Genomic DNA, 21305 nt, shown 5'->3' on the forward strand with positions numbered 1-21305 from the left:
TTGGGAGGCTCAGCCGGTGTTCAGTCGTGTCGCCATCGTCAACCGTGGAGAGGCCGCAATGCGGCTCATCCACGCGGTCCGGGATCTATCGGCGGAAACCGGAACGCGGATCGAGACGGTGGCTCTTTACACCGACGCCGACCGCAACGCGACCTTCGTCCGGGAAGCGGACGTCACCTACTGTCTCGGCCCCGCCTCGGCGCGCCCGTACCTCGACCATGCCGTGCTGGAACGGGCGCTGGTGGAGACCCGGTCCGACGCGGCGTGGGTCGGCTGGGGCTTCGTCGCCGAGGACCCGGCGTTCGCCGAACTGTGCGAGAAGATCGGCGTCGCCTTCGTCGGGCCCAGCGCCGACGCGATGCGCAAGCTCGGCGACAAGATCGGCGCGAAGCTGATCGCCGAGGAGGCCGGCGTGCCCGTCGCGCCGTGGAGCCGGGGCGAGGTCGCCACCCTCGAGGACGCGCTGCGCGCCGGCGCCGAGATCGGCTACCCGCTGATGCTCAAGGCGACCGCCGGCGGCGGCGGGCGCGGCATCCGGATGGTCGCGTCGGGCGAGGACCTGACCGACGCCTACGAGCGCACCAGCCAGGAGGCGCTGCGCGCCTTCGGCTCCGGCGTGGTCTTCCTCGAGCGCCTGGTCACCGGCGCGCGGCACGTCGAGGTGCAGGTCATCGCCGACGGGCAGGGCACCGCGTGGGCGCTGGGCGTGCGCGACTGCTCGGTGCAGCGGCGCAATCAGAAGATCATCGAGGAGTCCGCCTCGCCGGTGCTGGAACCGGCGCAGGCCGAGGAGCTCAAGGCGTCGGCCTCGCGGCTCGCCCTGGCCGTCGGCTACCGCGGCGCCTGCACCGTCGAGTTCCTCTACCACCCCGGCGAGAGGCTGTTCGCCTTCCTCGAGGTCAACACCCGGCTCCAGGTCGAGCACCCGATCACCGAGATCACCACCGGCACCGACCTGGTCCGGCTGCAACTACACGTCGCGAACGGCGGACGGCTCGAGGGCGACCGGCCGGCGGAGATCGGCCACGCCGTCGAGGCCCGGCTGAACGCCGAGGACCCGGACCGTGACTTCGCACCCTCGCCCGGCCGCATCGCCCGGCTGGTGCTGCCCGCCGGGCCCGGCATCCGCGTCGACACCGGTGTCAGCGAGGGCGACACCATCCCGGCCGACTTCGACTCGATGATCGCGAAGATCATCGCCCATGGCCGGGACCGCGGCGAGGCGCTCGCACGGCTGCGCCGCGCGATGGCCGAGACCACGGTGATCATCGAGGGCGGCGCGACGAACAAGAGCTTCGTGCTCGACCTGCTCGACCAGCCCGAGGTGATCGACGCGAGCGCCGACACCGGCTGGATCGACCGGGTACGCGCGCAGGGCCGGCTGGTCAGCCACCGCAACTCCGCGATCGCACTCGCCGCGGCCGCGATCGAGGCGTACCAGGACGAGGAGGAGGTCAGCCGGCAGCGGCTGCTCTCCACCGCGCACGGCGGCCGCCCGCAGGTGCAGCACGAGAGCGGCCGTCCGCTCGACCTCAAGCTCCGCGGCACGGGCTACCGGGTCGGCGTCGCCCGCGTCGGGCAGAAGCGCTTCCGGGTCGGCATCTCCGGCGGCGGCGACGTGCACCAGGCTGACGTCGAGATCGAGCGGTTCGACGCCTACAGCGGCCGGATCGTGGTCAACGGGCACCGCTTCCGGCTGGTGTCGGCCACGCACGGCCCGATCCACCTGGTCGAGGTCGACGGCATCACCCACCGGATCAGCCGCGACGAGGGCGGCGTGGTCCGCTCGCCCGCGCCCGCGCTGGTGGTGGCGACGCCGCTGGCGGTCGGCGACGAGGTCGACTCGGGCGCGCCGATCCTGGTGCTGGAGAGCATGAAGATGGAGACGGTGCTCCGCGCGCCGTTCCGCGCCCGGGTGCGCGAGTGCCCGGTCTCGGTGGGCAGCCAGGTCGAGACCGGCACGCCGCTGATGCGCCTGGAGCCGCTCGCCGACGAGGGAGAGGAACAGGAAGCCGCGGGCGCCGGTCAGGTCGTCGAGATCGACCTGCCCGCCGAGCCGGCGACAGTCTCCGCGGTCGAGCGGGTCGAGCGTGGCCTCCAGGACCTGCGCAGCCTGCTGCTGGGCTTCGACGTCGACGCGCAGGACCGCGGGCGCGTGCTGACCGACTACCTGGCGGCGCGGGCCGAGCTCGGCGACCGGCCGCTGCCGGGCGAGCTGGAGCTGCTGACGGTCTTCGCCGACCTGTCGGAGCTGAGCCGCAACAAGCCGGGCGGCGAGCTCGAGCCCGGCAACCTGGTGCACAGCCCCCGCGAGTACTTCCACAGCTACCTGCAGAGCCTCGACGTCGAACGCGCCGGCGTCACCGAGGCGTTCCAGGCCCGGCTGAAGTTCGTGCTCGGGCACTACGGCATCGTCGACCTGGACCGGACGCCGGAGCTGGAGGCCGCGGTCTTCCGCATCTTCCTGGCGCAGCAGCGGATGTCGAGCGACGTCGCGATCGTGTCGGAGCTGCTGCGGCAGTGGCTGGCCGGCTCGCCGCCGCTGGAGTCGCTGAGCGAGCGCGCCGGGCTCACCCTCGAGCACCTGATCGAGGCGACCCAGGTGCGCTTCCCCGTGGTGTCGGACCTGGCCCGCGGTGTGGTGTTCCGCTGGTTCGCCCAGCCGCTGCTGCGCCGCAACCGCGCCGAGGTCTACGCCGCGGTGCGCGCCGACCTGCGTCACCTGGACCGCAACCCGGACGCGCCGGACCGCGCCGAGCGGATCCAGGCCATGGTGGCCAGCTCCGAGCCGCTGGTCCGGCTGATCGGGCAGCGGATCGGGCGGCCCGGCCGAGACCACGTTCCGCTGCTGGAGGTGCTGACCCGCCGCTACTACGGCAACCGCAGGCTGTCCGGTGTCACCGCGCGGGAGGCCGCGGGCTGCCGGTTCGTCACCGCCGAGTTCACCGGCCTGGCCGGCGCGACGCGGGTGGTCACCACCGCCATCGACATCGCCGCCCTGCCGGACGCCATCGGCGCGCTCGGCGGGTTCGCCGCCGACGTCGCCGAGGGCGGGCTGGTCGCCGACCTCTACGTCACGTGGGAGGACCAGCCCGACGCCGACACCATGGCGGTGCGGCTCGGACAGCTGCTGGCCGAGCACCCGCTGCCCGCGGGCGTCCGCCGGATCACCATGACCGTCGCCGGAACCACCGGCGCGGTGATGCACCACCACTTCACCTTCCGCACCTTCCGGCCCGACGGCGCGGGCTTCGCCGAGGACCGGCTGATCCGCGGGCTGCACCCGCAGATCGCGCAGCGCCTGCAACTGCAGCGGCTGCGCGAGTTCGATCTCACCCGGCTGCCGTCGGCGGACGAGGAGATCTACCTGTTCAAGGCCGTCGCGCGCAGCAACCCGGCCGACGAGCGGCTCTTCGCGATGGGCCAGGTCCGCGACCTGACGCCGCTGCGCGAGGCCGACGGCCGGCTGGTCGCGCTGCCCGCGGTGGAGGAGGCCATCAACGCGGGCCTGGACGCGATCCGCAACATCCAGGCGCAGCGGCCGCAGAACAAGCGGTTCGACACCAACCAGATCATGATGTACGTCTGGCCGTCGACGGAGCTGACCGGCGAGGAGCTGCACGCGCTGGTGCAGCGCATCCTGCCGACCACGGCGGGCGCCGGGCTGGAGGAGGTCCAGTTCATCGCCCGGCAGCGCACCGCCGGGGGCGAGCTGACCGAGGTCGCCGTGCGGATCACCATCGACCCGGGCGACGGCGCGCACCTGCACGTCGGCGAGCCGTCGACGGAGCCGGTGCAGCCGCTGGACGACTACCGGCAGAAGGTGCTGCGCGCGGCGCGGCGCGGCAACGTCTACCCGTACGAGCTGACCGGCATGCTCGCCGGGCCCGGCGGCAGCTTCACCGAGCACGACCTCGACGGGAACGGCGTGCTCGTGCCGGTCGACCGGCCGAAGGGCCGGAACTCCGCGGCGATCGTGGCGGGCGTCGTCACGACGCCGACCGTGCGCTACCCCGAGGGCATGTCGCGGGTGGTGCTGCTCGGCGACCCGGTGAAGGCGCTGGGCGCGCTGTCGGAGCCCGAGTGCGCCCGGGTGATCGCCGCCCTCGACCTGGCCGAGCGGATGCGGGTACCGCTGGAGTGGTTCGCGCTGTCGGCGGGCGCCCGGATCTCGATGTCCTCGGGCACCGAGAACATGGACTGGGTCGCGGCCGCGCTCAAGCGGATCGTCACGTTCACCCAGGCCGGCGGCGAGATCAACATCGTGGTCGCGGGGATCAACGTCGGCGCCCAGCCGTACTGGAACGCCGAGGCGACGATGCTCATGCACACCAAGGGCATCCTCGTGATGACGCCGGACTCGGCGATGGTGCTCACCGGAAAGCAGTCGCTGGACTTCTCCGGCGGCGTGTCGGCCGAGGACAACTTCGGCATCGGCGGCTACGACCGGGTGATGGGCCCGAACGGCCAGGCGCAGTACTGGGCGCCCAGTCTGCCGGCCGCGCGCGACGTGCTGATGGCGCACTACGACCACACCTACGTGGCGCCCGGCGAGACGACGCCGCGCAAGGCGGGCACCGGCGACCCGGCCGACCGCGACGTCTCCGGGTTCCCGCACACGATCGCCGGCAGCGACTTCACCACCGTCGGCGAGATCTTCTCGGCGCAGCACAACCCGGATCGCAAGAAGCCGTTCGACATCCGTACGGTGATGCGCGCGCTGTCCGACCAGGACCACGCGGTGCTGGAGCGCTGGGCGGGCATGGCCGACGCCGAGACCTCGGCGGTGCAGGACGTGCACATCGGAGGGTGGCCGGTCTGCCTGATCGGGATCGAGTCGCGGTCGGTGCCGCGGCGCGGCTTCCCGCCCACCGACGGGCCGGACACCTACACCGCGGGCACGCTGTTCCCGCGGTCGTCGAAGAAGACCGCGCGGGCGATCAACTCGGCGTCCGGCAACCGTCCGGTGGTCGTGCTGGCGAACCTCTCCGGGTTCGACGGCTCGCCGGAGTCGATGCGCAAGCTCCAGCTCGAGTACGGCGCCGAGATCGGCCGGGCGATCGTCAACTTCGACGGCCCGATCGTGTTCTGCGTGATCTCCCGGTACCACGGCGGCGCGTTCGTGGTGTTCTCCAAGGCGCTCAACCCGAACATGACGGTGCTGGCGCTGGAGGGCTCGTTCGCCTCGGTGCTCGGCGGCGCACCGGCGGCGGCCGTGGTCTTCTCCGGCGAGGTGAACAACCGCACCGCGACCGACCCCCGGGTGACCGGGCTACAGGCGCAGGTCTCGGCGGCAAGCGGCGCGGAGCGGGCGGCGCTGAACGCCCAGCTCGCCGAGGTGCAGTCGGCCGTCCGGGCGGAGAAGCTCGGCGAGGTCGCCGCGGAGTTCGACCGGGTGCACAGCATCCAGCGCGCGGTCGACGTCGGCTCGGTCGACGCGATCATCAGCGCCGCGGAGCTCCGGCCGCGGATCATCGAGGCCATCGAGCACGGCATGAAGCGGTGAGGCCCGGCGGCGTGGCGGCCCCGGGCCGCCACGCCGCTCCTAGCATGGCTTCATGACCATTGATCTGTTCGCGGGCATCCCGGTGCGTGACTACGCCGCCGCGGTCGCCTGGTACGAGCGGCTCCTCGGTGCCCCGCCGTCGTTCCTGCCCAACGACACCGAGGCGGTGTGGGAGCTCGCCGGCCACCGGTACGTGTTCATCGAGGTGCGGCCCGCGCACGCCGGGCACGCCATGCACACGCTCTTCGTCGGCGACTTCGACGCCCGCCTCTCGGACATCGCCGGGCGGGGCCTCGAGCCGGTCCAGCGGGAGACCTACGACAACGGCGTACGCAAGGCGACGTTCCGCGACCCGGACGGTAACGAGATCGGATTCGGTGGCGGGCCGGTCTGAGCCACCGCGGGTGATCGGGATACTTGTCTGATGTCGCACTACACCGCACTCCTGCGCCGCCTGGGCAACCAGCGGTGGTTCGCCGCCCTGGGCCGCCTGGTGACCCCGCTGGACCGCCGCCTGTACCGGCTGACCAACGGGCGCTGGTCGGTGATCGGCCGGCACCAGCTGCCGTCGCTGCTGCTGACCACGACCGGCCGGAAGTCGGGCCTGCCCCGCACCCAGCCGCTGCTCTACGCGACCGACGGCGACGAATACATCGTGATCGGCTCGAACTGGGGCCAGGAGCACCACCCCGCGTGGTCCGGGAACCTGCTCGCGCGGCCGGCCGCCCGGGTGACCCTCGCCGATCGCGAGTTCGGCGTGCACGCCGCCCTGGCCACCGGCGACGATCGGGAGCGGCTCTGGGAGCTGCTGCGGCGGATCTGGCCGGGCTACGCCGCGTACGCCAGGCGTGCCGAGAGAAGGCAGATCCGGATCTTCCGGCTCACGCCCGACGAGCGAGCGTCAGGCGGGTGAGCGTCAGCGGGTGAGGTCGTGCCGGCGGTGTACGGCCTTCTCGGTCAGGGCCGCCGGCAGCACCCGGCGCAGGGCGAAGGCGAACGGCGCGTTGCTGCCCACGGCGTACCGGGGCCGGGGGCGGGCCGCCTCGATCGCCTTGACGATCACCCCGGCGACGCGTTCGGCGGCGACGCCGGCGCGTTCGTTGCGGTCGAGGGCGGCCAGCATCGTCTCGAAGTCGCGCCGATGCGGGGAGTCCGGAGCTATGTACCGGGTGCGCCGCTCGCTGATGCCGGTGTTGATCGAGCCGGGCTCGACCGTGGTCAGCCAGATCCCGAACGGCGAGAGCTCGTGGCGCGCGCCGTTGCTGAAGCCCTTCAGGGCCGCCTTCGTCGCGACGTAGGAGGAGCGGTAGGAGAGCGGGAACGACGCGAGCATCGAGCCCACCATGACCACCCGCCCGTAGCCGCGTTCCCGCATGCCGGGCAGGGCGAGCTGGCTCAGCCGGACCGGCCCGAGGACGTTTACCTGGAACAGCCGGCGCAGGGCGTCGGCGGGCAGCTCCTCGAACGGGCCGGACTGGCTCTCGCCCGCGTTGTTGACCAGGATGTCGACGCCCGCGAGGCGGTCGGCCAGCGCCTCGATGGACTCCTCGGAGGAGAGGTCGAGCGCGAGGTACTCCACGCCGTCCGCCCGGCGCTCGGCGGGCAGGGACCGCGGGTCGCGGCTGGTGCCCAGGACGCGGTAGCCGCGCGCGGCGAGCGCGACGGCCGTCGCCAGGCCGATGCCGGACGAGGCCCCGGTGACAAGCGCGGTGCGATTCATCGGTGCACCATACCGGTGCGGCCAGGTGGCGGTTACCCGCACTTTAGGGTGTACGTCCCATATTCAGGGACTCTGTTGACTTATTAAACTTAACGTCGTATTCATGCTCTTTGCTCCGATTATCCGCCGCGCCCTGCCGCGCCGGCGCCACCTGGCACTGTTACTCGCCGCCGCGCTCGCCGTGCTGGGCGCGCCCGTCGCGGCGGTCGCGGACGCCAAGGCCATTCAGATGGTGTCCGCCGCGCCCGTCCCCTCGGTCGGCTTCGACGGCCTGGTGTACACCAGCACCTACGTCGGCAACACGATGTACGTGGGCGGCAGTTTCCGCAACGCGCTCGTGAACGGCAAGCCGGTGCTGCGCAAGCGGCTCGCCGCGCTGGACGCCCGCACGGGCAAGCTGCTGCCCTGGGCGCCGGCCATCGACGGCACCGTGTTCGCGATGACCGCCGCGGGAACGCAGCTCTACGTCACCGGCAAGTTCAAGAACGTCGGCGGACAGGCCCGCGCGGGCCTGGCCGGCATCGACCTGAAGACCGGCGCCGTCGGCCCGCTCAAGCACACCGTGGACGGTGAGGGCACCGCCCTTGCCGCCGGCGGCGGGCGGCTGTACCTGGGCGGCAAGATCACCAAGGTCGACGGCAGGGCGGTGAAGAACCTCGCGGCGTTCAAGCTGACCGGCGGCGCGGTCGACACCGCGTTCCCCGGCACCGCCGATGAGCAGGTCAGGGCCCTGACCGTGGCCGGCTCCCGGCTGTACGTCGGCGGCAAGTTCAAGAAGCTCAACGGCGCCGGCACGCCCCGGTTCGGCGCGCTGAAGACCTCCGACGGGACGGTGGACGCCACGTTCCGCCCGGCCACCCCGTACGAGGTCTTCGCGATCACCCTCGTGCCCGGCACGGTGTACGCGGGGCTCGGCGGCGTCGGCGGCCGGGTGGCCGCGTACAAGCCCGACGGCGGGTTCATCTGGAGCACTGTCACGGACGGCGACATCCAGGCGATTACCAACCTGGGCGGCGCCGTCTACGCCGGCGGGCACTTCACGGAGGTCTGCCCGACGCCGTCGGCGTCCGCGACCACCTGGTGCCCGGGCAAGAAGCTGCGCAGCCAGCCGAAGGTGGTCGCGCTGGACGGGGCCACCGGCAAGCTGCTCGACTGGAACCCGCGCAGCAACGGCAAGTGGGGCGTGCTCACGATGGACGCCAACCCGGCGCTCAGCAAGATCGCGCTGGGTGGCGAGTTCACCGCCTTCGGCGGCGTCAACCATCCGCACTTCGCCCAGTTCAGCGCCTGCGCGTACGGGTGCGGCGGCCGCAGCGCGGCCCACGCCCGATAGCGCTCGTCCGTCGATCATCGGGGCGGCGCCGGCACTCCGGCGCCGCCCCCAGCACTCTCACTGCACCAGGGCGATGTCCGGGTTGGGGCGCAGGGCCACCTTGACGGCGTTCGCCCGCGGCCCGGCCGACGCGGTCCGCAGCGCGGTGCGCCAGTCGTCGAGGCCGAACGTGTGCGTCAGCACGTCGTCGACGGCGTAGGACGGATCGGCGAGCCACTCCACCACCTGCGACATGGTGGTCCGCCCGTCCAGCCGGGGCTCGGGGCCGGAGTTGACGGTGCCCTGGACGGTGAGCTGGCGGTTCCAGACCAGCGACCAGTCGACCCGTTGCCGGCCGGCGCCGCCGACCAGCACGAGCATGCCCGTCGGCCGGAGCAGGTGCAGCCCGAGGTCGAGCGAGGCGGGCAGCGCGACACAGTCGAAGACGACGTCGACGCCCTGCTCGAGAAGGGGCGTCCTGGTCAGCCGCGGCCTGATCACTCGGCCGCCGTGCAGCAGGGCGAGCGACTCCACGACCCGCGGCCCGGGTTCCAGTGCCCGGTCGGCGCCCGCCCGCACGGCCCGGTCCCGGCTGAAGGCGCCCGGGCCGACGGCGGTGATGTCGAGGTCGGGGTGGAGCCGGCGCAGCGCGGCGATCAGGAGCAGGCCGATGGTTCCGGGCCCGGTCACCACCGCCCGGTCGCCGCGCCGTCGCCAGTGCAGCGCCGCGTGCAGGGCGATGGAGGCGGGTTCGGAGAGGACCGCGCGGTGGGACGGCAGCGCGCCCAGCCGGTGCAGCTGCGACTGGTGCGCGACGACGTACTGGCCCCAGCCGCCGCCCAGCGCCGCGTCGAATCCCAGCGTGGACGACCGGCACCGGGACGACCCGGGCAGGTCGAAGCGCTCGCAGACGTACGGAAAGCCCTCGCGGCAGGAGCGGCAGGGCGCGAAGCCGCGGTGAGCGCACGAGAGCACCGGATCGATCGCCACCCGGTCACCCGGCGAGACCGAGGTCGTCCCCGGCCCGGTCCGGTCCACGACGGCGACGATCTCGTGGCCGAAGATCTGCCGGCGCGCGGCGTAGAAGGCGCTCAGGACGCGCGACGACTTGGCCTGCGCGACGGCGGTGTCGCTGCCGCAGATCCCGGACAGCTCGGGACGCAGCAGCACCCAGCCGGGCGCCTCGGGCAGGACCGGCGTCGCCAGGTCGTCGCGCAGCGAGATCATGCCCGACAGCCCCCACCCGGTGCCCCTGCCGATGCCGCGGGGCAGGTGCTGGGCCGCCGCGGTGAGCAGGTAGCGCGGAACGGACAGGTCGGTGAGTACCGCTCGCATCGTCATCGCCTCACAGCGTTCCCGGTGAGGCGGTCCGGCGCCAGCCCCGTTGTTCAGCAGTCCGGAACGTTCGGCAGCCGGTTGTCCGGGGAACTGATGTAGATGTTTGTCATGTAGCCGCCGAACTGTGGCAGGTAGGCCCACCACGGGTTGCGGTACGGGCTGACCACGACCTCCTCGCCCAGCTTCTGGCAGGACACCAGGACCTCGGTGCCGGCCGGGACGACGCCGAGCGGCGCGGCGCCGGAGTTCGGCGCGGAGCGCACCCGCACGCCCGAGCCCCACGTGCCGAACGCCGTGCCCGGTAGCCGCGTGCCGCCCGGCACGGCGAGCGATCGGGCGATGCCGGTCAGGGCGTTGTACGCCTTGGCGTACGGCGTGCCGTCCGGGTGCAGGGTCAGCACGACCACGATGGCGCGGTCGTCCGATCCGACGGTGCCCGTGGTGTGCAGCGCCTCCCGTACCAGGTCGACGCCGGCCGCGGTGACCCGCGTCGCCGACCCACCGGTGCAGGTCATGGGCGCGTCACCGAAGCCGGACCAGCCCTGCTTGACCGCCCTGGGCCGGGCGAACACGCTGGGAATGCCGAAGTTCTGGTCGTAGGAGTCGGCCGCGCACCGGGTGCTCTGCCGCAGGTCGTCCATGATGAACTGCCGCACCGCCGGCGGCGCCGAATCCAGCAGGTACCGGTAGACGCGCACCACGTCGCCCGCGGTGATGGCGGTGTATCCCCAGTACCCGCGCTGCGCGGCCGGCGGCGGCGCCGTGTTACGCAGCCCGAGGCGCGGCACCATTCTGTTGATCACCTGCTCGTAGCCGTTCCCGGCCCAGAAATACGAGGCGGCGGCGTCGTCGCTGCCGCGCAGCATCGCGTCGAGGCGGGTGCGGTCGGCGCTCGGAACGGCGTAGTCCGGCCCGCGCAGCCAGAGGAAGTCCAGCGCGATGAGCAGCTTGACGACGGACGCGGACCGGAACTGCATGTCGATGTTGAGCTGCTCGGTGAAGGCACCCGTCTGCCGGTCGAAGACGGCGACGCCGGCCGTGACCCCGGCGGGCACCGTTACCGAGGCGGGAGCGGCGGCGGTCTGCGCGCCGCGGGCCGGGCCGGCGGCGGTCGAGGTGGCCAGAGTGCACGCGACGACGACCAGGCACGAGAGCTGTCTTCCGATAGAAGAACGCATCCTGCTCCTTCGAAGAGGTCAATCGCGGACCAGCATCGCGGAGGCGACCTGTCCGGGAAACCTGCAAGGTTCCAGGGAGCCCATCGATGCCACCGAATTTCGACGTAGCGCGATGTAGTGATGGCTGTGAATAATGTCTTGCGTTACCGGACTCACGGGGGAAGCCATGGAGCAGGATGCCTGCACCGTGCGTGTACCGACGGGATACCGCGTCGGCGGTTGGTGTGTGGAGCAGCCGTTGGCCAGCGGTAGCTGGAGCAGCGTCTACTCCGCCGCGCGGGTGGACGCCGAGCCGGGCGCGGAGCGGCAGGAGGCCGCGCTCAAGTTCATCGCGACCGGCACGCTGACCTCGCGCCAGCTCAGCCATCTCGCGGACATGACCAGTCGCGAGGTCGCCGTCTCCCGCCACGTCGACCACCCCGGCCTGATCCGGGTGCTGGACGTGATGGTCATCGACGACCCGGCCAACCCGGCGCTCGACGGCGGGACGGTCCTGGCGCTGGAGCTGGCGGCCGGTTCCGCGGCCACGGCGCTGGAGGAGGCGAAGGGCGCCGGGCTGGCGGACGCGCCGCGGATCATCGCCGAGGTGTGCGCCGCCCTGGCGCACCTGCACCGGGCGGGCTGGGTGCACGGCGACCTGAAGCCGGGCAACATCCTGCTCATGCCGGACGGCTCCGTGCGGCTTGCCGACTTCGGGCTGGCGGCGCACGTCGACGGCACGCACGCATACCTGCCGCCCGGCGGCACCTCCGACTACATGCCGCCGGAGCGGTGGGCCGAACCGGTGCGGCGCCGCGGCACGCCCGTGCGCCAGACCGCCGACCTGTGGGCGCTCGGCGTCGCGGCGTGCCAGCTGCTCACCGGCCGGCTGCCCTTCCCGGGAGTCACCTCGCGGGCGCGCGCCGCCGCGGCCGCCGCGTACGCGTCCGGCCAGGCGGTGCTCAACCTGCCGGACGCGCTCACCGAGCCGTGGCGGCGGTTCATCGCCGACTGCCTGGCACCCGATCACGCCACCCGCAAGCGGCACGACGCCGCGCGGATGCACCGGCGGGCCCTGGACATCATCGCGGCCGAGCGCGGCGAGTCGCCGGCCCCGCTCCGGCGCCTTTTCGCCTCGAGGCGCGGCATCACCGTCGCCGCGGGACTCCTCGGTGTGGCCGGCGTCGCCCTGCTGACGATGTGGCAGCTTCCGCTGGGAGAACGGCCGGCCGGCGCCGCGCCCTCGGGCCCGCCGACCGGATACGACCGCTACTTCCGCACCGACGGTGGCATTCCGCCGGCCTACTACGACCTCATCGTCCAGGCGGGGACGTTGTGCCCGGAGAACCGGGCGGTGTCGCCGTGGCTGGTGGCGGCCATCCTCAAGGCCGAGAGCGACTTCGACCCCGACCTGTCCGATCCGGCGGCGGACGAGTACGGCATCGCGCGCTGGACACCGAGCGTGCTCAAGTTCTACATGCCGGCCGGTCAGCGGGACAAGGTGCCCACCCCGCCGTTCCCGCCCGAGGTGTCCATTCCGGCGGTCGGCAGGTACCTGTGCTCGATGACCTCCGCGCTGGAGGAGGTGCCGGGCAGCCCGGAGGAGAACCTGGCCGCCGCGTACCGGACGTCGACGGACGTGGTCCGCCTGGCCGGCGGGGTGCCGAAGGACCGGCCCAAGCTGACGGCCTACATCGAGCGGCTGCGCACGTTCCTGACCCTCTACCGCCCCGCCGCCGCCGGCACGCCGTTCCCCTCGTCCTCGTAGCCGTCAGGCCGTGAGCAGCGCGAGGTGCTCCTCGCGTACGAGATCGAACTGGAGCGCCAGCGAGACCAGTGCGCTGCGCTGCCAGTCGCACTTGGTGTTCTCCGCGTCGTCCGGCGTCTTCACCCGCAGCTTCTCGCGGGCGAGGTAGCCGATGTGGAAGTTGATCGCGGCCCGGGTGAGGCCGGCCGCGCCCGGCAGGCCGGCGAGCCGGACCAGGATCTCCGGCGCGGTGGGTATGACCGGGCTGGAGGCGTTCCGCAGCCGCGGCTCGCAGAGCGCGAGCAGGATGAGGAAGTACTTCGCGGTCTCGTCCAGCGGGAACGAGGTGCGCGTGGCGTCGGCCGAGCCGTCGGGGGTGAGCGAGATGTCGGCGTAGGCGTGCTGGGGCGCGAAGACGTAGAACGCGGCGGGCCGGTCGGAGCCGGGCACCACGACCCGGGAGAACTCGAACGGGACCGGCATCTCCAGGCGGCGCGGTGCCACCTTGATGAACTCGCCGCCGCCCTCCGGGTTCTCGATGACGTAGGTGCGGCGGGAGGAGAGGTTGCTCACCAGCCAGTGGTCCTCGACGGCGAGGACGCTGCCCGCCACCCGGGAGATCGCCGCGTCCGGCAGGACTATGTCCACGGGGGAGTGCGGGGAGCCGCGGCCGAACGTCGCCGCCTGGCCCGGCGCCAGTTCCCGGACGCTGGGCGGGTCGTCACAGCTCTGCACGATGACCCCGGCCATCCGCACTTTCGCCTCCCCCTCGAGCCGCCACGGGCAGAGTACGCCGCTTCCGCACGCATATTCCGGCACCGCCGCACAGCGATCATCGTCACTGCCTGCGTTCGCGCCGGGGCGGTAAGATCATTGACGCAGGTGACGCGCCCGCCGGAGTTCGCGGTACAGAGACGGTTTGTGGGGGTGTCCAGGGTGTTCGACGGCCCTGCCGAGGGGACGCTGCGCCACGCCGACGCGGGCGAGTGGGAAGAGGCGGCCGAGCACGCCGGCCGCACCGCCGGCGACACCGGCGCGCTGACCGCCCGTACCGCGTGGCCGGTGATCATGGTGCTCTACCTACAGGGGCGGCTCGATGCCGCCGAGTCGGTCCGCGAGCGGGTGGCGCACCCGCCGGACCCGGCCGACGACGTCGCCGACCGCGCGCTGCTCGCGGCCTGGGCGGCCAGCGTCGCCTGGGCCCGCGGCGAGGTGTCCGCCTGCCGCCTGGCGGCGGACCGCGCCCTGTCCCTGGCGCGGCCGGGCAGCGATCCGCGGGCGCTGGCGGCCGTACACACGGTGCTCGCCCTGCTGGCCGCGGCGGAGGGTGACCGCCGGGGCAACGACCGGCACTACGCGCTGGCGCTGGACGCCGCCGTGGCCGCCGGTGACCGGACGCAGCAGCTGCGGATCCGGGCCAACCGCGCCTCGCAGCGGCTGGAGGAGGGTGACCTCACCGGCGCGCTCGCCGAGCTCGACGAGGCGCTCGGCCTGACCTCCGGCGGCGCCGAGCCCCATCCGGCCATGGTCGGCCTGGCCCAGCACAACCGGGCCGACCTGCTGCTGCGCGGCGGCCGGCCGCGCGCGGCCCGCGACGGGTTCCGGGCCGCCCGCACCACCTTGCAGCGCGCCGGCGCGGGCAGCGTGGCATACCCCCTGACCGGCCTCGGCGAGAGCTACGAGCTCTGCGGCGACCTGCCGCAGGCGCGCGCGGCGTACGAGGAGGCCGTGCTGGTCGCCGAGGCCACCGGAATCGCGCAGGCGCTGGTGCCGGCCCTGTGTGGACTCGCCCGGGTCCTGGCCGCGACGGGTGACGCCGGTGCGGTGCCGACGGCGGCCCGGGCGCTCGCCGCGTCCACCGGCCTGACCGAGGCGGCGGCGCGGGTGGCCGTGGGGTGGGCGGTGCTGACCGCGGAGCCGGCGGTCGCCCGGGACCACGCCGAGCGGGCGATCGGCCTGGCCCGGACCGGCCGCAATCCCGCGGCCCTGGCCGACGGCCTCGAACTCGCCGCGATGACGCACCCGGGCGCCGAGGCGGACCCGCTGCTCGCCGACGCGGCCCGGGTCTGGACGGACATCGGCGATCCGGTGGCGGTGGCCCGGGTCGAGCTGGCGCGGGCGCGCCGCAACGCCGGCCGTACGCCGGCGGCGTCGCGCATCATCGCCGAGCGCACGCTGCTCGCGCTGGGCGTCGAGTCGGCCACCGGCACCCGCTCGCTGGCGCCGTCGCTGCGGCCGCAGGAGAGCCCGGTCACCGTGCGGATGCTCGGCTCGTTCGCGGTGCTGCACGGCGGCGAGTCGGTCACCGCGGCGACCTGGCAGAGCCGCAAGGCGCGCGACCTGCTCAAGCTCCTGGTCGCCCGGCGCGGGCGGCCGATCAGCCGGGAGGCGATCGGCGAGGCGCTGTGGCCGGGCGAGAACGCGGTCGCCAACCGGCTGTCGATCACGCTGTCGATCCTGCGCACGGTCCTGGATCCCACGCGTTCCGTCCCGCCGGACCACTACGTCGTCACCGGTCCGGCCGGCGTCGCGTACGACCCGCACACGCTCTCGGTCGATGTGGACGTCTTCCTCCAGCTCGCCGCCGCCGGAGCCGCCGCACTCGGCGCCGGGCGCACCGACGAGGCCCGGGCGCTGCTGGAGGCGGCGGACGCCGCGTACGCCGGCGCGGTGCTGGACGACGAGCCGGACCTGGAGGCGGTGCGGCCGCTGCGCGACGAGGCGCGCACCGGGTACCTGGCCGCGATGCGGGCACTGGGCACCGCCTGCGCGGAGGCGGGCGACACCGACGCCGCCGTGCGGGCCTGGCGGCGGCTGCTCGACCACGACCCGTACGACGAGGACGGCGCCCTGCGGATGGTCGACGTCCTGACCGGCAGCGGCCGCCACGGCGAGGCCGCCCGGCGCTACCGGACCTACACCACGCGCATGCGGGAGCTGGGTGTCCGACCGGCGCCCATGAAGCGACGCATCTGAAAGTTTCGGTGCCATTCTCGCTCTGTGAATTGCTTATTCATGCAGCTTAATAGCTGATCCACGTCCCAATGGACCCTCCAGGCGGCCTGCAACGCATTGACATGCGTCGAAGGGTCGCCTTAACCTGCGGTTCAGGTTCCGGTCGTTCACCGGAACTTCCGGTGAACTTTCAGTGCTCGGAGGGGACGGAAGTATGTCCGAGTTGGCGTTGCTCGGGGCCGAGGTGGTCGCCGTCACCGTGCTCGTGTTCGGGCTGTACTTCCCGCGGCACCGGCGCCGGGACCTGGTGGTGGCCTACTTCAGCGTCAACATCGGCGTGCTGGCCGTCGCCGACGCGCTGCGCACGAGCAACACCGGCACCGGGCTCGGCCTGGGTCTGGCGCTGTTCGGCGTGCTGTCCATCATCCGGCTGCGCTCCACCGAGCTGGACCAGCACGAGGTCGCCTACTTCTTCTCCGCGCTCGCCCTCGGCCTGCTCGGCGCGCTCGACACCGCCTCGCTCTGGCGCAACCTCGCCCTGATGGGCCTGATCCTCGTCGTCATGGCGATCGTCGACAACCAGCGGCTGCTCGCCCGGTACCGGCAGCAGATCATCGTGCTCGACTCCGCCGTGACCCATCAGGACGAGCTGGTCCGCCGCCTCGAGGAACTGCTCGGCGCGCACGTGCACTCCGCCCGGCTGCTGCGCATCGACCTGATCAACGACTCCACCGTGGTCGACGTCCGGTACGCCGGCTCGTCGCGCCGGCCGGTCGCGCCGGTCAGCCCGGCCGCGTACGCGGCGCACCGATGACCGCCGGCACGGCGTTCCCGGCGCTTGCCGCGCTGCCCGGCATCGGCCTTGCCGAGCTGGACGCCAGGGCGGCCTTGCAGAGCCGGGTCGACCGCAAGTACATCGTGCCGGTCGCGGAGGCGGGCTGGCTGCTGCTGCGGCTGGCGCCGCACGCCGTGGTGCTCGACATCGACGGCATCCGGCACTTCACCTACGAGTCGCTCTACTTCGACACCCCCGACCTGAGCAGCTACCTGCGGACCGCGTACCGGCATCGCCGGCGCTTCAAGATCCGGACACGGACGTACGCCGACACCGGCTCCTGCTGGCTGGAGGTGAAGGTGCCGGGCCCGCGCGGCAGCACGGTCAAGTACCGGGTGCCGCACGACCTCGAGCAGCGCGACACCGTCGGCGCCGGGCGGGCCTTCGTCGAGGAGGTCTTCGGGCGCCACGGCCTGGCCGCCGACGGCCGGGCCGACCTCGGGCCCGTGCTGCGCACCGCCTACCTGCGTTTCACGCTGCTGCTGCCGGACTCCGACAGCCGGGTCACCGTCGACACCGACCTGCGGTGGATCGCCGGCGGCCGCGAACTGCGGCTGCCGGCCACGGCGATCGTGGAGACCAAGACCGGCGCCGCCGCATCGACCGCCGACCGCCGGCTGTGGCGCCGGGGCCACCGGCCCGTCGCCATCTCCAAGTACGCCACCGGGCTGGCCGCCTTCCGCGCGGACCTGCCGGCGGCGCCCTGGCGCCGGGTGCTCAGGCGGCACTTCACCGCTGTGAGAGAGGAACTGCATCATGGGTAGGCGCATCAGGGTCGTCCTCGCCGCGCTCGTCGCCGTCTGCGTCGTCGCCGCGCTCTCGCGTGCGGTGGCGGCACCGGCCGCGGCCGCACTGGCCGACGACATCACGTTCTCCGTGCCCAGCGGCGCGTTCCAGGGCTCCGTCTCGGTGGCGATGAGCACCGCGATCGGCGGCGCCGAGATCCGGTACACCACGGATGGGCGGCCGCCGGAACCCACCTCGACGCTCTACTCCGGCCGGGCGCTGAGCCTGACCGCGACCACCCAACTGCGCGCGCAGGCGTACGTGAACGGGGTGGCGACCGGCGCCGGCGGCACCGGGCTGTACGTCGCCCGCTCCTTCGACGCGCAGCACAACCTGCCGCTGGTGCTCATCGACGACTACGGCAGGGGCAAGCCGGGCCGCGACTTCGTCGACGCCGCCGCCATGATCTTCGACACCGCGGGCGGTGCCGCCTCGCTCTCGGCGGCGCCGGCCGTCGCCACCCGGGCCGGCATCCACCTGCGCGGCCAGTCGTCGGCCACCTTCGACAAGGCGCCGTACCGGCTGGAGCTGCGCGACGGCACCGACGACGACGCCGACCTTCCGGTGCTGGGTATGCCGGCCGACTCGGACTGGGTGCTGCGCGGGCCTTTCAGCGACAAGTCGCTGATCCGCGAGGCGCTGGTCTACGACCTCGGCCGGGAGATGGGCATGGTGGCGCCGCGTTACCGCTTCGTCGAGCTCTACCTCAACGTCGACTCCGCGCCGGTGGCCGCCGCCGACTACCAGGGCGTCTACATGCTCGTCGAGACGATCAAGAACAGCAAGGAGCGGCTCGACCTCAAGCAGCTCAAGGAGGCCGACACCACCCTTCCCAAGATCACCGGTGGCTACATCTTCAAGTTCGAGTGGCTGGCCGCGGAGGAGCCGACCCTCACCTGTACGGGCGCCGCGGCGACGTGCTGGAACTATCTGGAGGTCGAGGACCCGTCACCGCTGAACGCACAGCAGAAGTCCTGGCTGACGCAGTACCTGCAACAGTTCCACGACCTGCTGCACAGTTCCCGGTTCGCCGACCCGCAGACCGGCTACCGGAGCTGGATCGACGTCGGCTCCTGGGTCGACCTGATCATCCTCAACGAGTTCAGCCGCGAGATGGACTCGTACCTGCGCAGCACCTACTTCTACAAGGACCGCGAGGGCCCGATCGTGGCCGGTCCGTTGTGGGACTACGACCTGACCTTCGGCACCGGCGGCTTCTTCGGCAACGAGCAGACCGCCGGATGGCAGCACCAGCAGACCCGTACGCCGCAGGCCAACGACTGGTTCCAGATCCTGCTGACCGATCCCGCGCTCCAGCAGGACCTCAGGACCCGCTGGCAGGCGCTGCGCCGGGGCCTGCTCTCCGACTCGGCGCTGGGCGCCCGCATCGACGCGCTGAGCGCGCCGCTGACCGCCGCGGCCCAGCGCAACTTCCAGCGGTGGCCCAACCTGACCACCCGGATGATCGGGCCGTTCGTCACCGACACCGCCGCGACCTGGTCGGGCCAGGTCCAGGCGATGCGCTCGTGGATGACCCGGCGCGCGGCCTGGCTCGACGGCACGGCGGCCTGGGGCGGCGGCACCACCACGCCCACGCCCACGCCGACGCCCACGCCGACGCCCACGCCGGCGCCCGGCGGCTGCACCGCGACCTACACCCAGGTGGGCCAGTGGGCCGGCGGCTTCCAGGGCGAGGTGCGGGTGACCGCCGGAGCGGCGCGGGTCAACGGCTGGACCGTCACCCTGACCTTCGCCAACGGGCAACGCGTCAGCCAGGGCTGGAACACCGTGCTGTCCACCAGCGGCGCGACCGTGACGGCCCGCAACGAGACCTACAACGGCACCCTGAACCCGGCGGCGAGCACGACCTTCGGCTTCCTCGGATCGTGGACGGGAACGAACACGCCGCCGACGCTGACCTGCACTACCACTTGATCGGTACGCAGTTTCCGGTCTTGTAGGTGCCGTCGGCGTCGGTCACGAGGCCGTGCTGGGAGTTCGCGACCCGGGCGCACACCTTCGGCGCGTTGCCGATGGCCTTGACGAAGGCCGGCTCGTCCGTACCGATCACCGAGGGCTGCTCGTCGTCGACGTACCAGGTGCCCTGCTCGTCCTCGGGCGCCTGCTCGCCCATGATCCGGTCCGGCGGGTTGGTGCCGTCGCCGCCCCAGATGTGCAGGTGCCAGCCGCCGGAGCTGGACGGCCGGGTGTCGCCGAACTCCGCGTCGTACTCGACGGTGAGCTTGCCGTCGGCGACCGTCGCCGCGGTGAGGCAGACCCAGCGCGGGTTGCTCTTGATCTCGTCCGTGCACTGCTCGTCGGCCGGGACCTCGGGGGTGTCGTTGCCGGCCACGTTGCGGTTGTCCTTGTCGTCGCCCTTGCCGTCGGCCCTGGTCAGCGCCCAGCCCGCGACGCCGGCGGCGAGCAGCACGACGAGCGCGGCGCCGGTCGCGATCAGGGCACCCCGGCGGCGCCGGGCCGGCCGCTCGGGCGCCGGTGCCGCCGGCGCGGCGGGTCCCGCCGCGGCCGCGGCCGACACGAACGTCCTGGCCCGCGGCGGCGGGGCGGCCGAGCGGGCGGCGGCCGCCGGTAGGCCGGGGCCGTCGACCACGGTCGCGGCCATGGCCGGCGGAGGCGCCGGGTGCACGCGCGGCACCGGAGCCGGGGTCGGCGCCACGGACTCGGCGCGGTACGTGCCCGGCACCGGCCCGGCGGACGGTACCGCCGACGCCGCGGGCCGCGCGGGCGGGACCGTCCGCCGGGGCGGCCGGGTGGCCGGGGTCGCGGGTGCGGCCTGCTGGCGGGGCGGTGCCGACACCGGCGCGGCGCCCGCGGGCTTGGCCAGGGCGGCGCCGGCCAGCCAGGCCGCGCCGAGCGCGACCGAGTGCTTGGGGTGCGCGTCGACGACCACCGGGCGGCCCAGCTCCGAGCCGACCAGCTGGGCGACGATCGGCATCCGGGACGAGCCGCCGACCAGCAGCACCGAGCTCACCTGCTCCGGCGTGCAGTCGGCCGACCGCAGGGCACGCTGTAGCGCCTCGACGGAACCGTGCAGCGCCGGCCGGACCATCGCCTCGAACTCGGCCCGGGTGAGCCGGACCTCCGTGGACACGTCCGGCAGCAGCACCGGGATGGTCGTGTCGGTGTCCGAGGAGAGCGCCTCCTTGGCCTGCACGCACTCGTCCCGCAGCCGGGCGACGGCGTTGATCGCCGCGGTGTCGTCCTCGTCGAGCGCCTCGAGCTTGCCGTCGAGGGCCGCGCGGACGTGGTTGAGGACCGCGGCGTCGAAGTCGGTGCCGCCGAGCCGCTCGATGCCCTCCGGCTGCCCCATGACCTCGAACCCGGTCGCGGTCTTGCGCAGCACCGCGGCGTCGAAGGTGCCGCCGCCCAGGTCGTAGACGGCCACGACCGAACCCTGCTCGACGCGCTGCTGCTGGGTGTAGTTGACCGCCGCCGCCTCGGGCTCGGTGGTGTAGGTCACCGGCACGTCGAGGTCGGCCATCCGGGCGGCCTGGCGCATGAGATCCATCTTGTACGGACCCCAGTTCGCGGGGTGCGTGATGCAGATCGCGGCGGGCCGGCCGCCCTCCCGGCGGGTCACCTCGTCGACGACCCAGCGGAGCAGCCGCGACATCAGGGCCTCTGCGGACTGCGGCACGCCGCCGAGCAGGAACGGGGTGGTGTCGCCCAGCCGCCGCTTGAACTCGCGCGCCACCCGCTGCGGCTCGGAGAATCCCCGGCGGTGCGCCGCGTCCCCGGTCAGGAACGTCTCGTCCTGCCGTAGCAGCACCACCGACGGAATGGCCGCGCTCCGGTCGCCGAGCGAGACGGTCTCCGCCCGGCCGTCGCGCCAGATCGCCGCCGCCGTGAACGTGGTTCCGAGGTCAATTCCAAGCGCGTACATGGATGGATGCTCCGATTATGATCATCAATACAAGGCTCAGGAGGT

14 protein-coding genes are annotated in these 21305 nt (G+C 73.1%); 9 read left to right on the top strand and 5 right to left on the bottom strand.

The features are described from left to right. The first annotated feature begins 16 nt into the window (after positions 1-16). Genes BJ971_RS06180 through BJ971_RS06190 form a run of 3 tightly spaced genes read left to right on the top strand, consistent with a single transcriptional unit; the run spans position 17 to position 6419 of the window. Positions 17-5506: an ATP-binding protein gene (locus BJ971_RS06180; RefSeq protein ID WP_184990626.1), complete on the top strand. Its 5490-nt coding sequence runs from the start codon at positions 17-19 to the stop codon at positions 5504-5506. Positions 5507-5558: 52 nt separating this feature from the next. Continuing rightward, on the top strand, positions 5559-5900 hold the full coding sequence (locus BJ971_RS06185) for a VOC family protein (RefSeq protein WP_184990628.1): 342 nt from the start codon (positions 5559-5561) through the stop codon (positions 5898-5900). A 30-nt stretch (positions 5901-5930) separates the two neighbouring features. Then, the gene (locus tag BJ971_RS06190; protein ID WP_184990630.1) at positions 5931-6419 is read left to right on the top strand and encodes a nitroreductase/quinone reductase family protein; all 489 of its coding nucleotides are present in this window, start codon (positions 5931-5933) and stop codon (positions 6417-6419) included. 3 nt (positions 6420-6422) lie between these two features. Here BJ971_RS06190 and BJ971_RS06195 read toward each other — a convergent pair whose 3' ends face one another. Next, positions 6423-7226 carry an SDR family oxidoreductase gene (locus BJ971_RS06195; protein WP_184990631.1) on the bottom strand — a complete coding sequence of 268 codons (804 nt, stop codon included), beginning with the start codon at positions 7224-7226 and terminating at the stop codon, positions 6423-6425. A 103-nt stretch (positions 7227-7329) separates the two neighbouring features. Between BJ971_RS06195 and BJ971_RS06200 the strand changes: the two genes are divergently transcribed. Further along, positions 7330-8559: a hypothetical protein gene (locus BJ971_RS06200; RefSeq protein ID WP_184990632.1), complete on the top strand. Its 1230-nt coding sequence runs from the start codon at positions 7330-7332 to the stop codon at positions 8557-8559. 57 nt (positions 8560-8616) lie between these two features. Here the strand turns inward: BJ971_RS06200 and BJ971_RS06205 are convergent, their stop codons facing one another. Further along, positions 8617-9879, bottom strand: a complete 1263-nt coding sequence (locus BJ971_RS06205) for a zinc-dependent alcohol dehydrogenase (RefSeq protein ID WP_239087462.1) — start codon at positions 9877-9879, stop codon at positions 8617-8619. Between the two features lie 47 nt (positions 9880-9926). After that, on the bottom strand, positions 9927-11054 hold the full coding sequence (locus tag BJ971_RS06210; RefSeq protein ID WP_203709312.1) for an SH3 domain-containing protein: 1128 nt from the start codon (positions 11052-11054) through the stop codon (positions 9927-9929). Positions 11055-11280: 226 nt separating this feature from the next. Between BJ971_RS06210 and BJ971_RS06215 the strand changes: the two genes are divergently transcribed. Next, positions 11281-12801, top strand: a complete 1521-nt coding sequence (locus BJ971_RS06215; protein WP_203709311.1) for a serine/threonine-protein kinase — start codon at positions 11281-11283, stop codon at positions 12799-12801. 3 nt (positions 12802-12804) lie between these two features. Here the strand turns inward: BJ971_RS06215 and BJ971_RS06220 are convergent, their stop codons facing one another. Next, a complete protein-coding gene (locus tag BJ971_RS06220) occupies positions 12805-13536 on the bottom strand; it encodes an FHA domain-containing protein (RefSeq protein WP_369076804.1) in 732 nt (243 codons plus the stop codon). Between the two features lie 180 nt (positions 13537-13716). Between BJ971_RS06220 and BJ971_RS41960 the strand changes: the two genes are divergently transcribed. The 4 genes from BJ971_RS41960 to BJ971_RS06240 all read left to right on the top strand — a co-directional run bounded on the left by BJ971_RS41960 (position 13717) and on the right by BJ971_RS06240 (position 19291). Next, positions 13717-15756, top strand: a complete 2040-nt coding sequence (locus BJ971_RS41960) for an AfsR/SARP family transcriptional regulator (protein WP_184990634.1) — start codon at positions 13717-13719, stop codon at positions 15754-15756. A gap of 193 nt (positions 15757-15949) precedes the next feature. Continuing rightward, positions 15950-16549 (top strand): DUF4956 domain-containing protein, encoded by a 600-nt coding sequence (locus BJ971_RS06230; protein WP_184990635.1) that lies wholly within the window; start codon positions 15950-15952, stop codon positions 16547-16549. After that, entirely contained in the window at positions 16546-17334 is a 789-nt protein-coding gene (locus BJ971_RS06235; protein ID WP_184990636.1) for a polyphosphate polymerase domain-containing protein, read from the top strand. The genes BJ971_RS06230 and BJ971_RS06235 overlap by 4 nt, the downstream gene beginning before the upstream one ends. Then, complete coding sequence (locus tag BJ971_RS06240; protein WP_184990638.1) at positions 17327-19291, top strand: CotH kinase family protein; 1965 nt, start codon at positions 17327-17329, stop codon at positions 19289-19291. The genes BJ971_RS06235 and BJ971_RS06240 overlap by 8 nt, the downstream gene beginning before the upstream one ends. Here BJ971_RS06240 and BJ971_RS06245 read toward each other — a convergent pair. After that, positions 19281-21260: an Hsp70 family protein gene (locus BJ971_RS06245; RefSeq protein ID WP_184990640.1), complete on the bottom strand. Its 1980-nt coding sequence runs from the start codon at positions 21258-21260 to the stop codon at positions 19281-19283. The two genes, BJ971_RS06240 and BJ971_RS06245, sit on opposite strands and share 11 nt — an antisense overlap. Positions 21261-21305 lie beyond the last annotated feature (45 nt).

Origin of the sequence: Amorphoplanes digitatis, from assembly GCF_014205335.1 — a bacterium.
GTDB lineage: Bacteria > Actinomycetota > Actinomycetes > Mycobacteriales > Micromonosporaceae > Actinoplanes > Actinoplanes digitatus.